The organism is Enterobacter sp. UPMP2061 (assembly GCF_053709615.1).
In genome coordinates this window covers 127,278-142,883 of sequence record NZ_JBSKJP010000001.1, presented here as the reverse complement: position 1 = coordinate 142,883, position 15,606 = coordinate 127,278, and the positions used below count along the sequence as shown (strand labels likewise).

At 55.3% G+C, this 15,606-nt stretch carries 14 protein-coding genes; 10 read left to right on the top strand and 4 right to left on the bottom strand.

Annotated elements, in window-relative coordinates; all coding sequences use genetic code 11:
- Position 1: 1 nt before the first annotated feature.
- Positions 2-889, top strand: a complete 888-nt coding sequence (cyoE, locus tag ACWKXX_RS00715; RefSeq protein WP_017383188.1) for a heme o synthase — start codon at positions 2-4, stop codon at positions 887-889.
- A 40-nt stretch (positions 890-929) separates the two neighbouring features.
- Here the strand turns inward: cyoE and fucU are convergent, their stop codons facing one another.
- From fucU to fucI, 3 genes are read right to left on the bottom strand one after another with little or no spacing between them, the layout of a single operon-like run.
- Positions 930-1,358, bottom strand: coding sequence for an L-fucose mutarotase (fucU, locus tag ACWKXX_RS00710; protein ID WP_022647241.1), 429 nt, complete (start codon positions 1,356-1,358; stop codon positions 930-932).
- Complete coding sequence (fucK, locus tag ACWKXX_RS00705; RefSeq protein WP_261666485.1) at positions 1,351-2,754, bottom strand: L-fuculokinase; 1,404 nt, start codon at positions 2,752-2,754, stop codon at positions 1,351-1,353. Before fucK ends, fucU begins: the two co-directional genes overlap by 8 nt.
- Positions 2,755-2,803: 49 nt before the next feature.
- On the bottom strand, positions 2,804-4,582 hold the full coding sequence (gene fucI / locus ACWKXX_RS00700) for an L-fucose isomerase (protein WP_017383185.1): 1,779 nt from the start codon (positions 4,580-4,582) through the stop codon (positions 2,804-2,806).
- A gap of 407 nt (positions 4,583-4,989) precedes the next feature.
- Here fucI and ACWKXX_RS00695 point away from each other — a divergent pair, with 407 nt between their 5' ends.
- From ACWKXX_RS00695 to ACWKXX_RS00665, 7 genes are all read left to right on the top strand, one after another.
- Complete coding sequence (locus tag ACWKXX_RS00695; RefSeq protein ID WP_017383184.1) at positions 4,990-6,489, top strand: sugar ABC transporter ATP-binding protein; 1,500 nt, start codon at positions 4,990-4,992, stop codon at positions 6,487-6,489.
- Positions 6,490-6,491: 2 nt separating this feature from the next.
- Positions 6,492-7,475: an ABC transporter permease gene (locus tag ACWKXX_RS00690; protein ID WP_017383183.1), complete on the top strand. Its 984-nt coding sequence runs from the start codon at positions 6,492-6,494 to the stop codon at positions 7,473-7,475.
- A gap of 46 nt (positions 7,476-7,521) precedes the next feature.
- The gene (locus ACWKXX_RS00685; RefSeq protein WP_000858088.1) at positions 7,522-8,472 is read left to right on the top strand and encodes an ABC transporter substrate-binding protein; all 951 of its coding nucleotides are present in this window, start codon (positions 7,522-7,524) and stop codon (positions 8,470-8,472) included.
- A gap of 11 nt (positions 8,473-8,483) precedes the next feature.
- Positions 8,484-10,073: an FGGY-family carbohydrate kinase gene (locus ACWKXX_RS00680; RefSeq protein WP_261666486.1), complete on the top strand. Its 1,590-nt coding sequence runs from the start codon at positions 8,484-8,486 to the stop codon at positions 10,071-10,073.
- Between the two features lie 61 nt (positions 10,074-10,134).
- Positions 10,135-11,130 (top strand): LacI family DNA-binding transcriptional regulator, encoded by a 996-nt coding sequence (locus ACWKXX_RS00675; RefSeq protein WP_015571284.1) that lies wholly within the window; start codon positions 10,135-10,137, stop codon positions 11,128-11,130.
- A gap of 28 nt (positions 11,131-11,158) precedes the next feature.
- Positions 11,159-11,806 carry an L-fuculose-phosphate aldolase gene (gene fucA / locus ACWKXX_RS00670; protein ID WP_017383181.1) on the top strand — a complete coding sequence of 216 codons (648 nt, stop codon included), beginning with the start codon at positions 11,159-11,161 and terminating at the stop codon, positions 11,804-11,806.
- A 114-nt stretch (positions 11,807-11,920) separates the two neighbouring features.
- Positions 11,921-13,282, top strand: coding sequence for an MFS transporter (locus ACWKXX_RS00665; protein WP_261666404.1), 1,362 nt, complete (start codon positions 11,921-11,923; stop codon positions 13,280-13,282).
- A gap of 32 nt (positions 13,283-13,314) precedes the next feature.
- Here the strand turns inward: ACWKXX_RS00665 and ACWKXX_RS00660 are convergent, their stop codons facing one another.
- Complete coding sequence (locus ACWKXX_RS00660; protein ID WP_017383179.1) at positions 13,315-13,806, bottom strand: YajQ family cyclic di-GMP-binding protein; 492 nt, start codon at positions 13,804-13,806, stop codon at positions 13,315-13,317.
- 125 nt (positions 13,807-13,931) lie between these two features.
- On the opposite strand from ACWKXX_RS00660, the gene panE reads away from it, so the two are divergent.
- Both panE and yajL read left to right on the top strand, forming a co-directional pair.
- Complete coding sequence (gene panE / locus ACWKXX_RS00655; RefSeq protein WP_017383178.1) at positions 13,932-14,843, top strand: 2-dehydropantoate 2-reductase; 912 nt, start codon at positions 13,932-13,934, stop codon at positions 14,841-14,843.
- A complete protein-coding gene (yajL, locus tag ACWKXX_RS00650) occupies positions 14,806-15,399 on the top strand; it encodes a protein deglycase YajL (RefSeq protein WP_039271576.1) in 594 nt (197 codons plus the stop codon). The genes panE and yajL overlap by 38 nt, the downstream gene beginning before the upstream one ends.
- The last annotated feature ends 207 nt before the right edge of the window (positions 15,400-15,606 follow it).

The window sequence follows — 15,606 nt, the reverse complement described above, 5'->3', positions numbered from 1 at the left end:
TATGTTTAAGCAATACCTGCAAGTCACGAAACCAGGCATCATCTTTGGCAACCTGATCTCCGTAATCGGAGGGTTCCTGCTGGCCTCTAAAGGCAGCATTGATTACACCCTCTTTATTTACACGCTGGTCGGTGTGTCACTGGTGGTTGCGTCCGGTTGTGTATTTAACAACTACATCGACATGGATATCGACAAGAAGATGGAAAGGACCAAAAATCGGGTGCTGGTTAAAGGCCTGATTGCTCCTTCCGTCTCGCTGGTGTACGCCACCTTGCTGGGTATTGCTGGCTTTATGCTGCTGTGGTTTGGTGCTAACCCGCTGGCCTGCTGGCTGGGGGTGATGGGGTTCGTGGTGTATGTGGGCGTCTACAGCCTGTATATGAAACGTCACTCCGTCTACGGCACGCTGATTGGTTCTCTCTCCGGCGCGGCGCCGCCGGTGATTGGCTACTGCGCCGTCACGAACGAGTTCGACAGCGGTGCGCTCATCCTGCTGGCTATCTTTAGCCTGTGGCAGATGCCGCACTCCTACGCCATCGCGATTTTCCGCTTTAAGGATTATCAGGCGGCGAACATTCCGGTTCTGCCGGTCGTGAAAGGCATTTCGGTTGCCAAGAACCACATCACGCTCTACATCATCGCTTTTGCCGTGGCAACGCTGATGCTCTCTCTGGGCGGTTACGCCGGATATAAATATCTGGTGGTAGCAGCTGCGGTGAGCGTATGGTGGCTCGGCATGGCCCTGCGCGGTTATAAAGTGGAAGATGACAAGGTCTGGGCACGCAAGCTGTTTGTGTTCTCGATTGTCGCCATCACCTCCCTGTCCGTGATGATGTCCGTAGACTTCATGGTGCCAGATTCACAACACTTGCTGACTTACGTCTGGTAAGAAGACTGATGTAAAAACGCCGGGTTTAGCCCGGCGTTTTTTATTGGTACGGCGTAACCCCTTTCTTTAACAGTATATTGCCGTATTTCGCGGTCTCGCCCGTCACCACGATGGCGTACGCTTTCTGTGCCCGCGCATAAAACGCATAACGGTCAATACGCGTAATCCCCTCCCCTTCCGCCTCACCAAAGAGTGCGTTGCGATAGCGCGCTTCTACCTGTATATCGAGCGTATCCCCGTCGACAGGGGCCATCATCACCAGCGGTGGCGCATAGCTGTCCAGTTCAAACAGCGGTATCACCGCGGCCAGTAAATCGCTGATGAGCAGGCCATCTGCGCGGATCGTCTTTGGCCCCAGGCTGTGCGCGGGAAAGTGAGCATCTGCAAAAATAATCTCGTCACCATGACCCATTTCTGCCAGCGTTTTCAGCAGCTCGGGTGAAATCAGAGGGGATATCGTTTTAAGCACAAGGTTGCTCCTCAGGATAGAAATAACGGTAACGATAGTGGACCCGATCGCGAGCAGCCTCAGCGCTGGCCGTTTCTCCGACGCCCCACCATCCGTACAAAGACGCCCCCAGCACGGTCGTATCAGCCTCTTCAAGAACCTTCACCGGGATCCCAAGCGCATTGGACTTGAGCTGATTCCACAGCATATTGCGGCTACCTCCCCCCACCAGCAGGAGTTCACGCGCCTTAAATTGCGCGATCGCCTCCAGCGCCAGGCATTTTTCTTGCAGATGCACCGTGAGTCCTTCCAGGGCTGCGCGGTAAAAATGGGCTGGCGTTGTGGTGAGCGTAACGCCCTGCCAGCCGGCGAGTGGAGAATCGAGCAGTTGGGTATTCATCGTGACGCCATCCGCGCCGTTCGGAATTGCCGCCGCCTGAGCCAGAATAGTGTCCCAGTCGGTATCAGGCGACCAGAACAGCGCGCGGATCCACTCCAGTACGCCAGACGCCAGATATTGCATTCCCGGATTATAGAGCCCCGTCCGGCTATCCAGTTCGCAGGTTGCGCCCGGGTATTGCCCCAGCAAAGCGGTATCAACCTGCATGGTGCGCGCCATTAAAATCTCCCAGGTACCCGAAGAGAGAACTGGCTCATTAATTCCCGCCCCGGCGCCAAAAAGGGCAAACTGCGTGTCGTGCCCGGCGGAGATCACCGGCACACCGCAAGGCAATCCGAGCCTGGATGCAGCGTCGGGCCGCAATTCACCAATCCTTTCTCCGGGGGAAACCAGCGGCGGGAAAAGGGAATGAGGCACGCCGATCTTGCTTAAGATCGTTTCACTGAAGCGCTGCTGATGCAGATCGAACATCTGACTGGTACCGGCCATCGTGAGATCGGTCGTCATCTTTCCGGTCAGGCGATGGTTGATTAGCGAGGAGATAAAAAGCCAGGCGTGAGCACGCTGTAACAGATCGGGATGGTTGTCCTGAAGCCAGCCTAGCTTATACAACGTGTTAAAACTAAACTGCCCAACGCCGGTGATCTGCTGTAGTTCTGCCGGGGAGCATGAACGGGCCACCGCTTCCATCACCGGCACGGTTCGTGGGCACTTCCAGCTGATGATCGGGTAAAGCAGTTCTCCCCGCTCATCTACCAGTGCGCCATCCACGCCAAAGGTCGTCACACTCATTCCGCACAGTTGATGCTCGCTCAGCGCTGCGCTGATTTTCTGACAACAGACGGCAAACCGTTGCATGATGGCGTCGAGCGACCACTGGTGCCAGGCCGGATTTTCAGCGGCGCTTTCGCTTTCGTTCGCCACCGCGGCGCGCGCCACAATATTCCCTTCGGGATCCAGCGCAATGGCGCGCACGTTCGTCGCGCCACAATCGAGAACCAGAAAACATTTTTTCATCGCGGTCCCCACAGGCTGCCAGCCCGCCGGAGCAGGCTGGCAGGCCGGATTAATGTTTGTATAACGGTCCGTAATTTTCACAGGCGCGGTAATCCTGCCCTTCCGGATCCATACCGTGAGCGCCCCAGGCCGTCGGCCGATAAATCAGTGCCTCCGGTACGTTATGCATGCATACAGGGATGCGCAGCATGGACGCCAGGGTGATGAAATCAGCGCCGACGTGCCCGACGGTTAATACCCCGTGGTTAGCGCCCCAGTTCGCCATCACTGAATAGACGTCGCTGAACGGGCCTTTACCGGTCAGGCGTGGGGCAAACCAGGTGGTGGGCCAGGTTGAATCGGTGCGCTTATTCAGAATGTCATGTACGTGTTCCGGCAGCTCAACACTCCAGCCTTCCGCTATCTGTAATACCGGACCCACACCCTTGATGAGGTTTACGCGGGTCATGGTAAATGGCACGCCACCCCGGGTGAGGAAGTTTGATGAGAAACCGCCCCCGCGGAAGTATTCATGCACCGCCGGACACCAGTGGGTTGCGGCCAGGCACGCGTTGGCTTCCTGCTCAGTAATGTCCCAGTGTGGTTTCAGGGTCGGTTTCCCCTCGGCGTCTTTCTGCTCCGCTGTACCGTCCAGCGCCGCCGAGCCGGAGTTGATCAGATGAATAATGCCGTGCTCAGCCCGTCCAGTGAGCTTCTGGCCGGTAACACGCTCAACCGACTCCGGCGACCAGTAGGTGCGTACATCAGCAAAAATCTGCGCGGTGCCGGTCATCAGATGCCCAAACAGCATCGCTACCCCGTTAAGGCTGTCATTTTCCGTCGCCACTACCAACGGCTGGCGAATACCGTTCCAGTCGAAAGAGCTGTTCAGCAGCGCCTCTGCGGTATCGCCATTTGGATACTGATCCGTCCAGTGGCGCTGCCCCTGGAAACCGGACGCAATGGCGTTATAGCCCAGCGATTCCTCCACGCGGCCCATCGCAGCGAGTTTAGGGTTGCCCTGCATCATGTCGCGGATGCACATCGCCATTAGCAGGCTCTCCCGCAGGATCGCGGCATTTTCCTGTTCATTGCGACGATACTGCTCTGCGTTTTTATCCTCGCCGAAACGGAAATGTGCCTTCGCCCAGCTCAGGGCCAGCTCAAGTTCTTGCTCGTCGTAAATCTTATGATCGATGCGGCGACGCAGTTCGGTCATATCCACCGCCTGCACCTTCATCCCCAGCCAGGATTCAAAGAAGTTGTGATCGACAATCGAGCCCGCGATCCCCATTGAGACACCGCCCACCGACAGATAACTTTTCCCCTTCATGCTGGCGACCGCCAGGCCCGCCCGGGCGAAGCGCAACAATTTTTCCTCAACGTCTGCCGGGATGGTCTCGTCGCCCGCATCCTGTACATCGTGGCCGTAAATGGAAAACGCCGGGATCCCTTTCTGGTTATGCGCTGCCAGCGCCGCTGCGAGGTATACCGCCCCCGGACGCTCGGTGCCATTAAAGCCCCAGATCGCTTTCGGGCGCAGCGGATCCATATCAATGGTTTCACTCCCGTAACACCAGCAGGGGGTGATGGTGATCGTCAGACCAACGTGGCACGTGCTGAACTTCTCTTCGCAAGCGGCGGATTCCGCCATTCCGGCAATGCAGCTGTCGGCAATTACGCACTCTACGGGCGTACCGCAGGGGTGGCGTAATTTTTCACTGAGTAGCGCCGCCGTGGCTTTCGCCATGTTCATGGTCTGCTCTTCCAGAGACTCGCGTACGCCCATTCGGCGGCCATCAATAACAGGTCGAATGCCAATCCGGGGTAACGCTTTTATCGTTTTCATAGCCCTTCCTCACGTTGGTTAACCTATCCGTCTCAGGGGCATAGCCGTGAAAAAGCGCCCGGGCAGCACCGTGAACGGAAAGCGGTGAAATTTGCTAACTCGAATTAGCTTAGGGTTCTCACTAAAAATGAGACAAGATAAATGTGCAGGATCTGTGAGCAGTTTCACGATGAGAGGTCAAAATTCGATCAGCGTCAGGTATTACGATTCAGCAAAAACTAAACATATCGTTTAAATTCAATTAAATAAAAAAATACCTTTGCACGACGTCACAATTTGAATACAAATGATTTGGCTAAATTATGACCCTAAAATAGCTTTTAAGGACGAAAGCTAAGTCGAGTTAGCTTAATAACTAAATCACTGTGGCTTGTGATTCATTGCCTTTCCAACACAGGAATTTTGCAATGTCAGAGACTCTTATTCAGATGACGCGCATCACCAAACGCTTTCCCGGCGTGCTGGCGCTGAATCAGGTTGATTTCGATTTACGCCGCGGCGAAGTTCATGCCCTGTTAGGTGAAAACGGTGCCGGCAAATCGACGCTGATGAAAATATTATCCGGTGTTTACCAACCCGATTCCGGTGAAATTCGCTTTGAAGGGCAATCCGTATCATTCAGCGATCCGCTAAGTGCTCAGCACGCAGGTATTACGATTATCCATCAGGAATTTAATCTCTTTCCCGATTTAACCGTGGAAGAGAATATCTTTATTGGCCGTGAATTCTGCAAAAATAGTCGCTGGCAGTTAGATAAACGCGCCCAGCGACAGGCGGTTGAGAAAATACTGCACACGCTGAATTTAAAAATCGCCCCGGACGCCCGCGTCAGTGAATTAACCGTAGCCCAGCAGCAGATGGTGGAAATTGCCAAAGCGATTTCGGTCAATGCCAAAGTGCTAATCATGGATGAACCCACCGCCGCGCTGACCGAAAGTGAAATCGAGAGTTTGTTTGACGTCACGCGGATGCTCAAGGCTCAGGGCACGGGGATAGTCTACATCTCGCACCGTCTGGAAGAATTGGCGCTGATCGCCGATCGCGCGACCGTCATGCGCGACGGACAATACATCGCCACCGTAGATTATGAAACGGTTCAGATCGGCGAGCTTATCGCCATGATGGTTGGCCGCAATCTCGATAACATCTACCCAAAACGCCCGCCGCATCAGCGCAGAGAAAAAGTGCTGGAGGTGAATGGCCTGACGCGAAATGGTGTACTGCACGACATCAACTTTACCCTCTGGCGCGGTGAGATCCTCGGCCTCGCTGGCTTAATGGGCGCAGGCCGAACGGAACTGGGCCGGGCCCTGTTTGGCGCCGATGCGATCGACGCCGGTACACTGACGCTGAACGGCACCCCCACACGGATTAAAGACGTGGCTGACGCCATTGAGAAAGGCATCAGCTATTTAACAGAAGACCGCAAAAAAGAGGGACTCGCCCTCGGCCTTTCCGTTGAGATGAACATTATGCTCGGCAATTACCCGGACTACGCCGGCGCCGCGGGTAATGTCGATGAAAAACGCTGCCGGGAGTCCAGCCAGAAACTGGTGGATGCGCTGCGAATAAAAACGCCGCATCTGGAACAGGCGGCACTGAATTTAAGCGGCGGTAATCAACAGAAGATCATTATTGCCCGCTGGGTCTGTAAAGATACCGATATTTTAATTTTTGATGAGCCAACCCGGGGAATTGATGTTGGCGCCAAGCTGGAAATTTATGAACTAATGAACCGCCTTGTCGCTAAAGGTAAATCGATCATCATGATTTCATCCGAACTGCCGGAAGTATTAGGAATGTGCGACCGCATACTTGTGATGCGCAGCGGCCACATTGCCGGCGAAATAGAGGCTGAGCACGCCACCCAGGAAAAAATCATGCAATACGCCACGCTGGAGGATTAATCATGTCCGTTACCGTTCCATCGCCGCAAAGCGGAAGTCATACGATGAAAATAAATAAAGCGCTCCTGATGCGTCTGGCGCCTCTTTTTAGCCTGGTATTGCTGGTTCTGTTTTTCAGCTTCAGCTCACCGTTCTTCTTTAATACTGAAAATATCATGACTATCGCCCTGCAAACGGCGGTGATTGGCATCATGGCCATTGGCGTAACCTTTGTGATTATTACCGCCGGGATCGACCTGTCGCTCGGATCGGTGGTGGCGTTCTCAGGGGTTGCGGTGGGCATCGCCGCCGGGTTTGGTATGCCGCTGCCGGTCTGTATTCTGGCAGGCGTGCTCGCCGGCGGGCTTTGCGGCTATGTGAACGCGTTTCTGGTCACCAAAATGACCATACCACCGTTTATTGCCACCCTCGGCTTAATGATGTCGGTACGCGGCATCAATATGGTGATGACCGATGGCCGCGCGATTTATTTTTCTGACTACCCGCAGTTCAAGCTGCTAGCGCAGGGTCGCCTGTTCGACGTCCTGCCTTACCCGGTGTTCTACCTGGTCATCGTGGCACTGATCGCCATGTGGATCCTGAAGAAAACGGTGATGGGCCGCTATATCTACGCTGTCGGCAGCAATGAAACGGCGGCACATCTTTCCGGGATCAAAGTCCAGCGAGTGAAAATTTTCGTTTACGCCTTATGCGGCCTGTTAACCGGCGTGGCCGGGGTGATCCTCGCCTCTCGTCTCAATTCAGGCCAGCCAACCGTAGGCGTGGGTTATGAGCTGGAAGCCATTGCGGCGGTAGTGATTGGCGGTACCAGTCTGATGGGCGGCGTGGGCACGATTGGCGGCACCATCATAGGTGCGTTCATTATGAGCGTACTGAAAAACGGCCTCAATCTCATGGGCGTGTCCCAGTTCTGGCAGATGGTGGCGATGGGCGTGGTCGTCGTTGCCGCCGTCTACCTGGACACGTTACGTAAAAGAATGCGTTAGGTTCTCGATACAACAAGCCCTGCCAACCCTACAACGGAGCAAAATAATGAAAACCAGCCATATCCTGAGCGCCCTGTCGCTCGTTGCCATCCTGTCCAGCAGCGCGCTGGCAAAAGATTTGAACCTGCCGGTAGTCAGTAAAGGTTACCAGCACGAATTCTGGCAGACGGTCAAAATGGGGACGGAAGCTGCCGCAAAAGAGTTGGGTGACAAAACCAGCTACGTTGGCCCTGCCGATGAAACGCAAATCGCCGAGCAGATCCAGTTAGTCGAAAACACCATGGCACAAAAGCCAAACGGCCTGTTGCTGGCCGCGCTTGATGCAAACGCCCTTGCCCCGCTGGTCGAAACCGCCAACAGCCGGGGGATCAAAGTGGTGACCTTCGACTCGGGCGTGAACTCCGATATCCCGGCCAGCTTTGTCGCCACCAATAACCGTAAGGCGGGCGCACAGGCTGCGGATGCGCTGGCGGAGCAGGTAGGCCAGAAGGGGAAAGTGGGTATTATCGCCCACGTAGCCGGAACGACGTCCGCCATTGAGCGCTCTGAAGGATTCAGCGAGCGAATGAAAGAGAAGTACCCGAATATTCAGGTACTGCCGGTGCAATATAGCGACGGCGACCCGCAAAAGGCGATGGATAAAACCATTGATATGGTTCAGGCCAACCCGGATATCGCCGGTATTTATGCCACCAACGAAGGCTCAACCCTGGGCGTTGCGAACGCGATCGACAGCCAGAATCTGAAGGGCAAAGTGAAAGTCATCGGTTTTGACAGCACCGAAGCCATCATTAACTTCCTCAAAAACGGCGTGATTCAGGGCTTCGTGGTGCAGGACGCGTACCAGATTGGTTATCAGGGCATAAAGGCGCTGAACGCGGTGATTTCCGGACAGACGGTGGCTAAAGAAATTGATATTCCAGTGAAATATGTCAATGCGCAGAATATCAACACCCCTGAAATTGATAAACTGTTACATCCGTTTGGTAAAAAATAAGGAAGTTCATGATGAGTGACGGCTATTTCCTCGGGGTCGATGTGGGTTCAGCCAGCGTTCGTGCTGGGCTTTACTCTGCGCAAGGCGAGCGTTTGAGCTTCGCGACCCGTCCGATTTCGCAGTTTCACGCCAGCAACGCGCGCGTGGAACAGTCCTCCGCGGAGATCTGGCAGCAGGTTTGCGCGGTGGTGCGGGAAGCCGTCAACTCCTCTGGGATCTCACCCGACGCCATTCGTTCGATTGGCTTCGACGCCACCTGCTCGCTGGTCGCGCTGGATGCTGAGGGTAACGGCCTGAGCGTGTCCCCCGACAGTCCGGCATCGCAGGACATCATTATGTGGATGGATCATCGTGCTCACGAAGAAACCGTTCGCATCAATGCCACACGCGATCCGGCCCTGTGCTACGTGGGCGGCGAGGTGAGTATTGAAATGGAACTGCCAAAACTGCTGTGGTTGCAGCGACATCATCCTGAAACCTGGAATCAGGCCTGGCGCTTTTTCGACCTTGCCGATTTTCTGGTCTGGAAAGCGACGGGCCAGGACGCCGCCAGCCTGTGCACCCTCACCTGCAAATGGAGCTACCTTGCGCATGAGGCGCAGTTCAGCGAATCGCTGCTCAGGGAGGTGGGGCTGGAGACCTTACTGACAAAAATTCCCGATACTATTCTGGACGTCGCTGAATGCGTCGGGAAACTCAGCCCACAGGCAGCGCAAGCTCTGGGGTTGCCCGAAGAGGTGGTTGTGGCAAGCGGCATGATCGATGCCCACGCGGGTGGCGTGGCGCTGACGGGCTCACACCCGGAGGGCACGCTGGCGCTCATCAGCGGAACCTCGAACTGCCATATGCTTGCCAGTCAGACGGAGATCCATACGCCCGGCGTCTGGGGGCCTTACTGGAGCGCCATGCTGCCGGGCTACTGGCTGACGGAAGGCGGGCAAAGTGCTGCCGGGGCACTGGTCGACTGGACGTTGCGCGAGCACGGAGCCAGCGCAGACCTGTTTGCAAAAGCAGAAGCGGCGCAACGCCATCCGGTGGCGCTGCTCAACGACTGGGTAGCCGCGCTTGAACAGGAAGAAAAATATCCCACCCGCAACCTGCACATTCTGGCCGATCACCACGGCAACCGCTCGCCGCGTTCGCGTCCGGATGCGCGGGGCAGCGTGGTCGGTCTGACATTAGAAACCGGTGAACGTGCGCTGGCGAGGCTCTATCTGGCCACGCTACAGGCCATAGCCTATGGCACACGACATATTATGGATACCCTGAAACATCACGGGCACACCTTGTCGCGCATTGTCATTTGTGGAGGAGCCACCCATAACCGGCTCTGGCTGCGGGAGTATGCCGATGCCACGGGCTGCGATATTCATCTCTTAGCCGAAGAAGATGCCGTCACTCTCGGCGCGGCCATTTGCGGCGCTGTGGCGAGCGGTGCATGGGCAACGCTCACCGATGCCACCCGGGAAATGGTCAAAGCCGGCGACATCATCACCCGTCGGCCGCAAACCGCGGCTTTCCACAGGCAAAAATATGAGGCGTACCTGATGCTGTGGACCCAGCAGCAGGCGCTTAATCTCCTGATGCAGCAGGAAATGTAATGGCAGGATGCGTATGCTTTATCAGCAGTTTTTTACGTACGTTAAGGATTGAGGCGTAGCGATGGCCAAAACAGTTGAACAGATAGCGAAGGATCTGAATTTATCCGTCACCACCGTGCGGCTGGTACTGAGCGGGAAAGCCGAACAGTATCGGATCAGCGTGAAAACACAGTCCCGAATTAATGAACACGTCGAGCGCTTCGGCTATACCCTCAACCATTCGGCGCGCAGTCTTAAGCTAAACAAAACCGAGACGCTGGGACTCATCGTACCCAACATCTCGAACGTGTTCTTTGCAACGCTCGCCGAGAAACTCGAACTGCGCTGCCGCCGTTCGGGCTACCAGCTGATGATCAGCTGTACTTACAACGATGTGGATTACGAAAACAAGCTGGTCAAAGCCCTGATGGCGCGCAACGTGGACGGCTTGTTTATCGTTCCCTCGACGCTGGAAAACCAGCAGCATCATTTGCGGCAGATCCAAAAACCACTGGTGCTCCTCGACCGGGATTTTGGCTTTACTGACAACGCGCTGGTTGAGAGTCATAACGAGGCCGGGGGGGATGAACTGGCCCGCAACATGCTGGCAGAGAGAAAAACGCCGCTCTGGTTCCTTGTGGGCGATACCGCACTGCCCAGTATTACGGACCGTCTGAACGGCTACTTACAGGCCCTGAAAACAGCCGGTATTCACCATCGCGAGTGGGTCATCGAAGGGCCGGACAATACGCCGGAGGGCGGATATGCCCTGATGGATTCGCTTATCGACAGCCAGGGTGTTCCGCAGGCGTTTATCGCCTCATCGTTACCCGTTCTGGAAGGGGCAATTGAAGCCCTGCGGACGCGTACCGGCACCGTGCCCCAACACATCAATATCGGCACCTTCGATGAGCACCCCATGCTGGGGTTCCTGCCTAACAGCGTCTGGTCCATGCAGCAGGATGAAGATACCTGGGCGGAAAAAGCGTTTGAACTGATGCAGCGAGCCATCGACGGCGAAGCGGTTAACGAGACGGCGAAAGTCGATATGAAGCTGGTCAAACGTTCCCGCCAGTAAAAATAAAACTGTACCCGGAGAATAAAAAATGGAACGAGCCCGATTAGCCAGAGACATTATCGACACCTGCCTTGAGATGACCCGCATGGGGTTAAATCAGGGCACCGCCGGCAATATCAGCGTTCGCTATCGCGACGGCATGCTGATTACGCCGACCGGAATTCCCTACGAGCATCTGACCGAAGAGAGTATCGTCTATGTAGATGCACAGGGGCGACACGAAGAAGATAAACTGCCCTCCAGCGAATGGCGTTTTCATCAGGTTGTGTATCAGACCCGCCCGGATGCTAACGCCGTCGTCCATAACCATGCGGTTAACTGTACCGCCGTCTCGATACTCAACCGCCCCATTCCTGCTATTCACTATATGATTGCCGCCGCCGGGGGAAACTCCATTCCCTGCGCCCCTTACGCGACCTTCGGGACGCGCGCGCTGTCAGAGCATGTCGCGGTCGCATTACGCGATCGCAAAGCGACGCTATTACAGCACCACGGCCTGATAACCTGCGAAGAAAATCTTGAAAAGGCACTGTGGCTGGCGCAGGAGGTAGAGGTGCTGGCAAAACTCTACCTGGCCACGCTGGCGATAGTAGATCCCGTTCCGGTACTCAGTGACGATGAAATTGCCATTGTTCTTGAGAAATTCAAAAGCTACGGATTGCGCGTCGAGGCGTAATTTTTTATCCGGGGGTGCTTTTATCACACCCTCGTAATATCTCTTAAACAAACACCTATTTACCGCACTTATCACCCCGCCTAAACTATGGCCTGCTTTTTGGTAGAGGTGGTAATGAACGATTATAAAATGACGCCAGGCGAACTGCGTGCGACCTGGGGTTTAGGGACTGTTTTCTCGCTGCGGATGCTTGGCATGTTTATGGTCCTGCCCGTTCTGACCACATATGGCATGGCGTTACAGGGTGCCAGCGAAGCGCTGATTGGTCTGGCGATTGGTATCTACGGCCTGGCGCAGGCGATATTCCAGATCCCCTTTGGCCTGCTCTCCGACCGCGTAGGTCGCAAACCGCTGATTGTCGGCGGGCTGCTGGTGTTTGTACTTGGCAGCATCATCGCCGCCCTCTCCCACTCCATCTGGGGAATTATTCTTGGGCGCGCCCTGCAAGGTTCCGGGGCGATTGCCGCCGCCGTGATGGCGCTGCTGTCAGACTTAACCCGCGAGCAAAACCGCACCAAAGCCATGGCGTTTATCGGCGTCAGCTTCGGCGTCACGTTTGCCATTGCCATGGTGCTGGGGCCTGTTATCACTCATGCGCTCGGCCTGCACGCCCTGTTCTGGATGATTGCGGTGCTGGCGACCATTGGGATCGCACTCACGCTGTGGGTTGTGCCTGACAGTAAAAACCACGTCCTCAACCGTGAATCCGGGATGGTGAAAGGCTGCTTCAGCAAAGTCATCGCCGAGCCGCGCCTGCATAAGCTGAACTTCGGCATTATGTGCCTGCACATTCTGCTGATGTCCACCTTCGTCGCCCTGCCCGGTCAACTTGCCGCAGCCGGTTTCCCGGCGGCAGAGCACTGGAAAATTTATCTGGTCACAATGCTGATCTCGTTTGTCTCCGTTGTGCCCTTCATTATTTACGCCGAAGTGAAGCGCAAAATGAAACGCGTCTTCGTGGGCTGCGTGGCGTTATTGCTGATTGCCGAGATTGTGCTGTGGGGCGCTGGCCCGCATTTCTGGGAACTGATCGCCGGCGTACAGCTGTTCTTCCTGGCGTTTAATCTGATGGAAGCCCTGCTGCCGTCGCTTATCAGCAAAGAGTCTCCGGCAGGATACAAAGGCACCGCGATGGGCATTTACTCCACCAGCCAGTTTCTCGGCGTGGCGATCGGCGGGTCGCTCGGCGGCTGGGTGGACGGTCTGTTTGACTCCCAGACCGTTTTCCTCGCCGGTGCGCTGCTGGCGATGCTCTGGCTGTTTGTTGCCAGCACCATGAAAGAGCCGCGCTATGTAAGTAGCCTACGGGTAGAAATTCCCGATGACGTGGCAATCGGTGACGCGTTAAAACAGCGTCTGGAAGCGACAGAGGGCGTGAGCGAAGTGCTGATTGTCCCGGAAGAGCGCAGTGCGTATGTCAAAATTGACAGCAAAGTGACTAACCGCTTTGAGGTGGAGCAGGCGCTGAAGGCCTGAAAAAATGCCCGGTTTAGCCGGGCATGATTGTCTTAATCGCGGAAGTTTTTAAACTGGAATGGCTGACCGAGATCGCCGCCACGCACCAGCGCCATCACGGATTGCAGGTCATCACGGGATTTTCCGGTCACGCGGATCTCTTCACCCTGGATCTGCGCCTGCACTTTGAGCTTACTGTCTTTGATAAGCTTAACGATTTTTTTCTGTACCGCGCTCTCAATCCCCTGCTTCAGCTTCGCTTCCACAAACCAGGTTTTGCCGCTGTGAACAAAATCTTCCGGTACATCGAGTGAGGTCCCTTCAATGCCGCGCTTGAGCAGCTTGGCGCGCAGGATATCCAGCAACTGGTTGACCTGGAAATCAGACTCGCTCAGGACTTTGATCGTCTTGTTCGCGTCGTTCAGTTCAATGGTCGCCTCAACGCCACGAAAATCGAAACGTGACTCAACCTCACGGACAGCATTTTCTACGCCGTTACGCGCTTCCTGCAAATCAACTTCAGAAACAATATCGAAAGATGGCATCTTTTCTTCTCCCTTCATTTTTGTTGCGTTGCATAATACCCGCAACGAGGCATAACGAGAAGCTTAGCTGATGGCGCTATACTTGGCGTCATAGCACCTGGCGCCGTTGCAGGTGAGGAGGAACGATGAAAGTAACAGTGCTTGGATGCGGAGCCCTTGGCCAACTCTGGCTTACAGCGCTATGCAAACAGGGACACGACGTTCAGGGCTGGCTGCGAATTCCCCAGCCCTATTGCAGTGTGAACGTAATTGGTACAGACGGTTCAATTTTTAACGAGTCTTTGACGGCAAACGATCCGGAATTTCTCGCCACCAGTGATTTGCTGCTGGTCACGCTGAAGGCCTGGCAGGTCTCCGATGCGGTGAAAAGCCTGGCCGCCCAGTTACCTGAACGCACGCCAATCCTGCTGATTCACAACGGTATGGGTACCATTGAAGAGCTAAAATCTGTCCGGCAACCGCTGCTGATGGGGACAACCACCCACGCGGCACGTCGCGACGGTAACGTCATTATCCATGTTGCCAGTGGTATCACCCATATCGGTCCTGCGCGTGAACAGCCCGGCGATTACAGCTATCTTGCGGATACCCTGCAAAGCACGCTGCCTGACGTCGCCTGGCACAATAACATTCGCGCGGAACTGTGGCGCAAACTGGCGGTCAACTGCGCGATCAATCCGCTGACCGCCCTGCTGGATTGCCCTAACGGTGAGCTGCGCAAGCATCCCGATCGGGTAGCGCTGATTTGCCGGGAAGTTGCCGCCGTCATTGAACGCGAAGGCTACCACACCTCAGAGTCCGATTTACGTTATTATGTCGACCAGGTTATTGAGAGTACGGCAGAAAATATCTCCTCAATGTTGCAGGATATCCGGGCTATGCGGCATACCGAAATTGATTACATTACCGGTTATCTGTTAAAACGCGCCCGGGCACACGGTATTACCGTTGCGGAAAACAGCCGTCTGTTTGAGTTAGTAAAACGAAAGGAGAGTGAGTATGAGCGCATCGGCACTGGTATGCCTCGCCCCTGGTAGCGAAGAGACAGAAGCGGTCACTACCATTGATTTGATGGTGCGTGGTGGTATTAAGGTTACTACCGCCAGCGTCGCCAGCGACGGAAGTCTGGCGATTACCTGCTCGCGTGGGGTGAAGATCCTGGCGGATGCACCGCTTGTACAGGTGGCGGACGGTGATTACGACATGATCGTTTTGCCGGGTGGGCTGAAGGGTGCAGAGTGTTTCCGCGACAGCCCGCTGCTGGTTGAAACCGTTCGTCAGTTTCATCTTTCCGGGCGTATCGTCGCGGCAATCTGTGCGGCCGCGGGTACGGTGCTGGTTCCGCACGACATTTTCCCCATCGGCAATATGACAGGCTTTCCTGGCCTGAAGGACACAATTCCGGAAGACCAGTGGGTGGATAAACGCGTGGTCTGGGATCCGCGCGTTAACCTGCTCACCAGCCAGGGGCCGGGCACCGCCATTGATTTTGGCCTGAAGATTATTGACCTGCTGATTGGGCGCGAAAAAGCGTACGAAGTGGCGTCATCGCTGGTGATGGCGGCGGGGATTTATAATTTCTACGAAGCCTGATGTCCTCCCGGGCTGGCAACGCGCTGGCCCGTCTGCCCTACAGAAATAGTGCAGCCAGCGTCACAGTTCTGCGATTCATTTTCCTGCCCTGAAGCGTCTCCCCACCGTTTTACCCTTTCAAAAACCCTTTATTTTCAGAGAAATAATCAAATCCGCACCGCATTGCATGCCTGTTTGACAGGCTAAAAGAACCGTGAAAAACTGCAT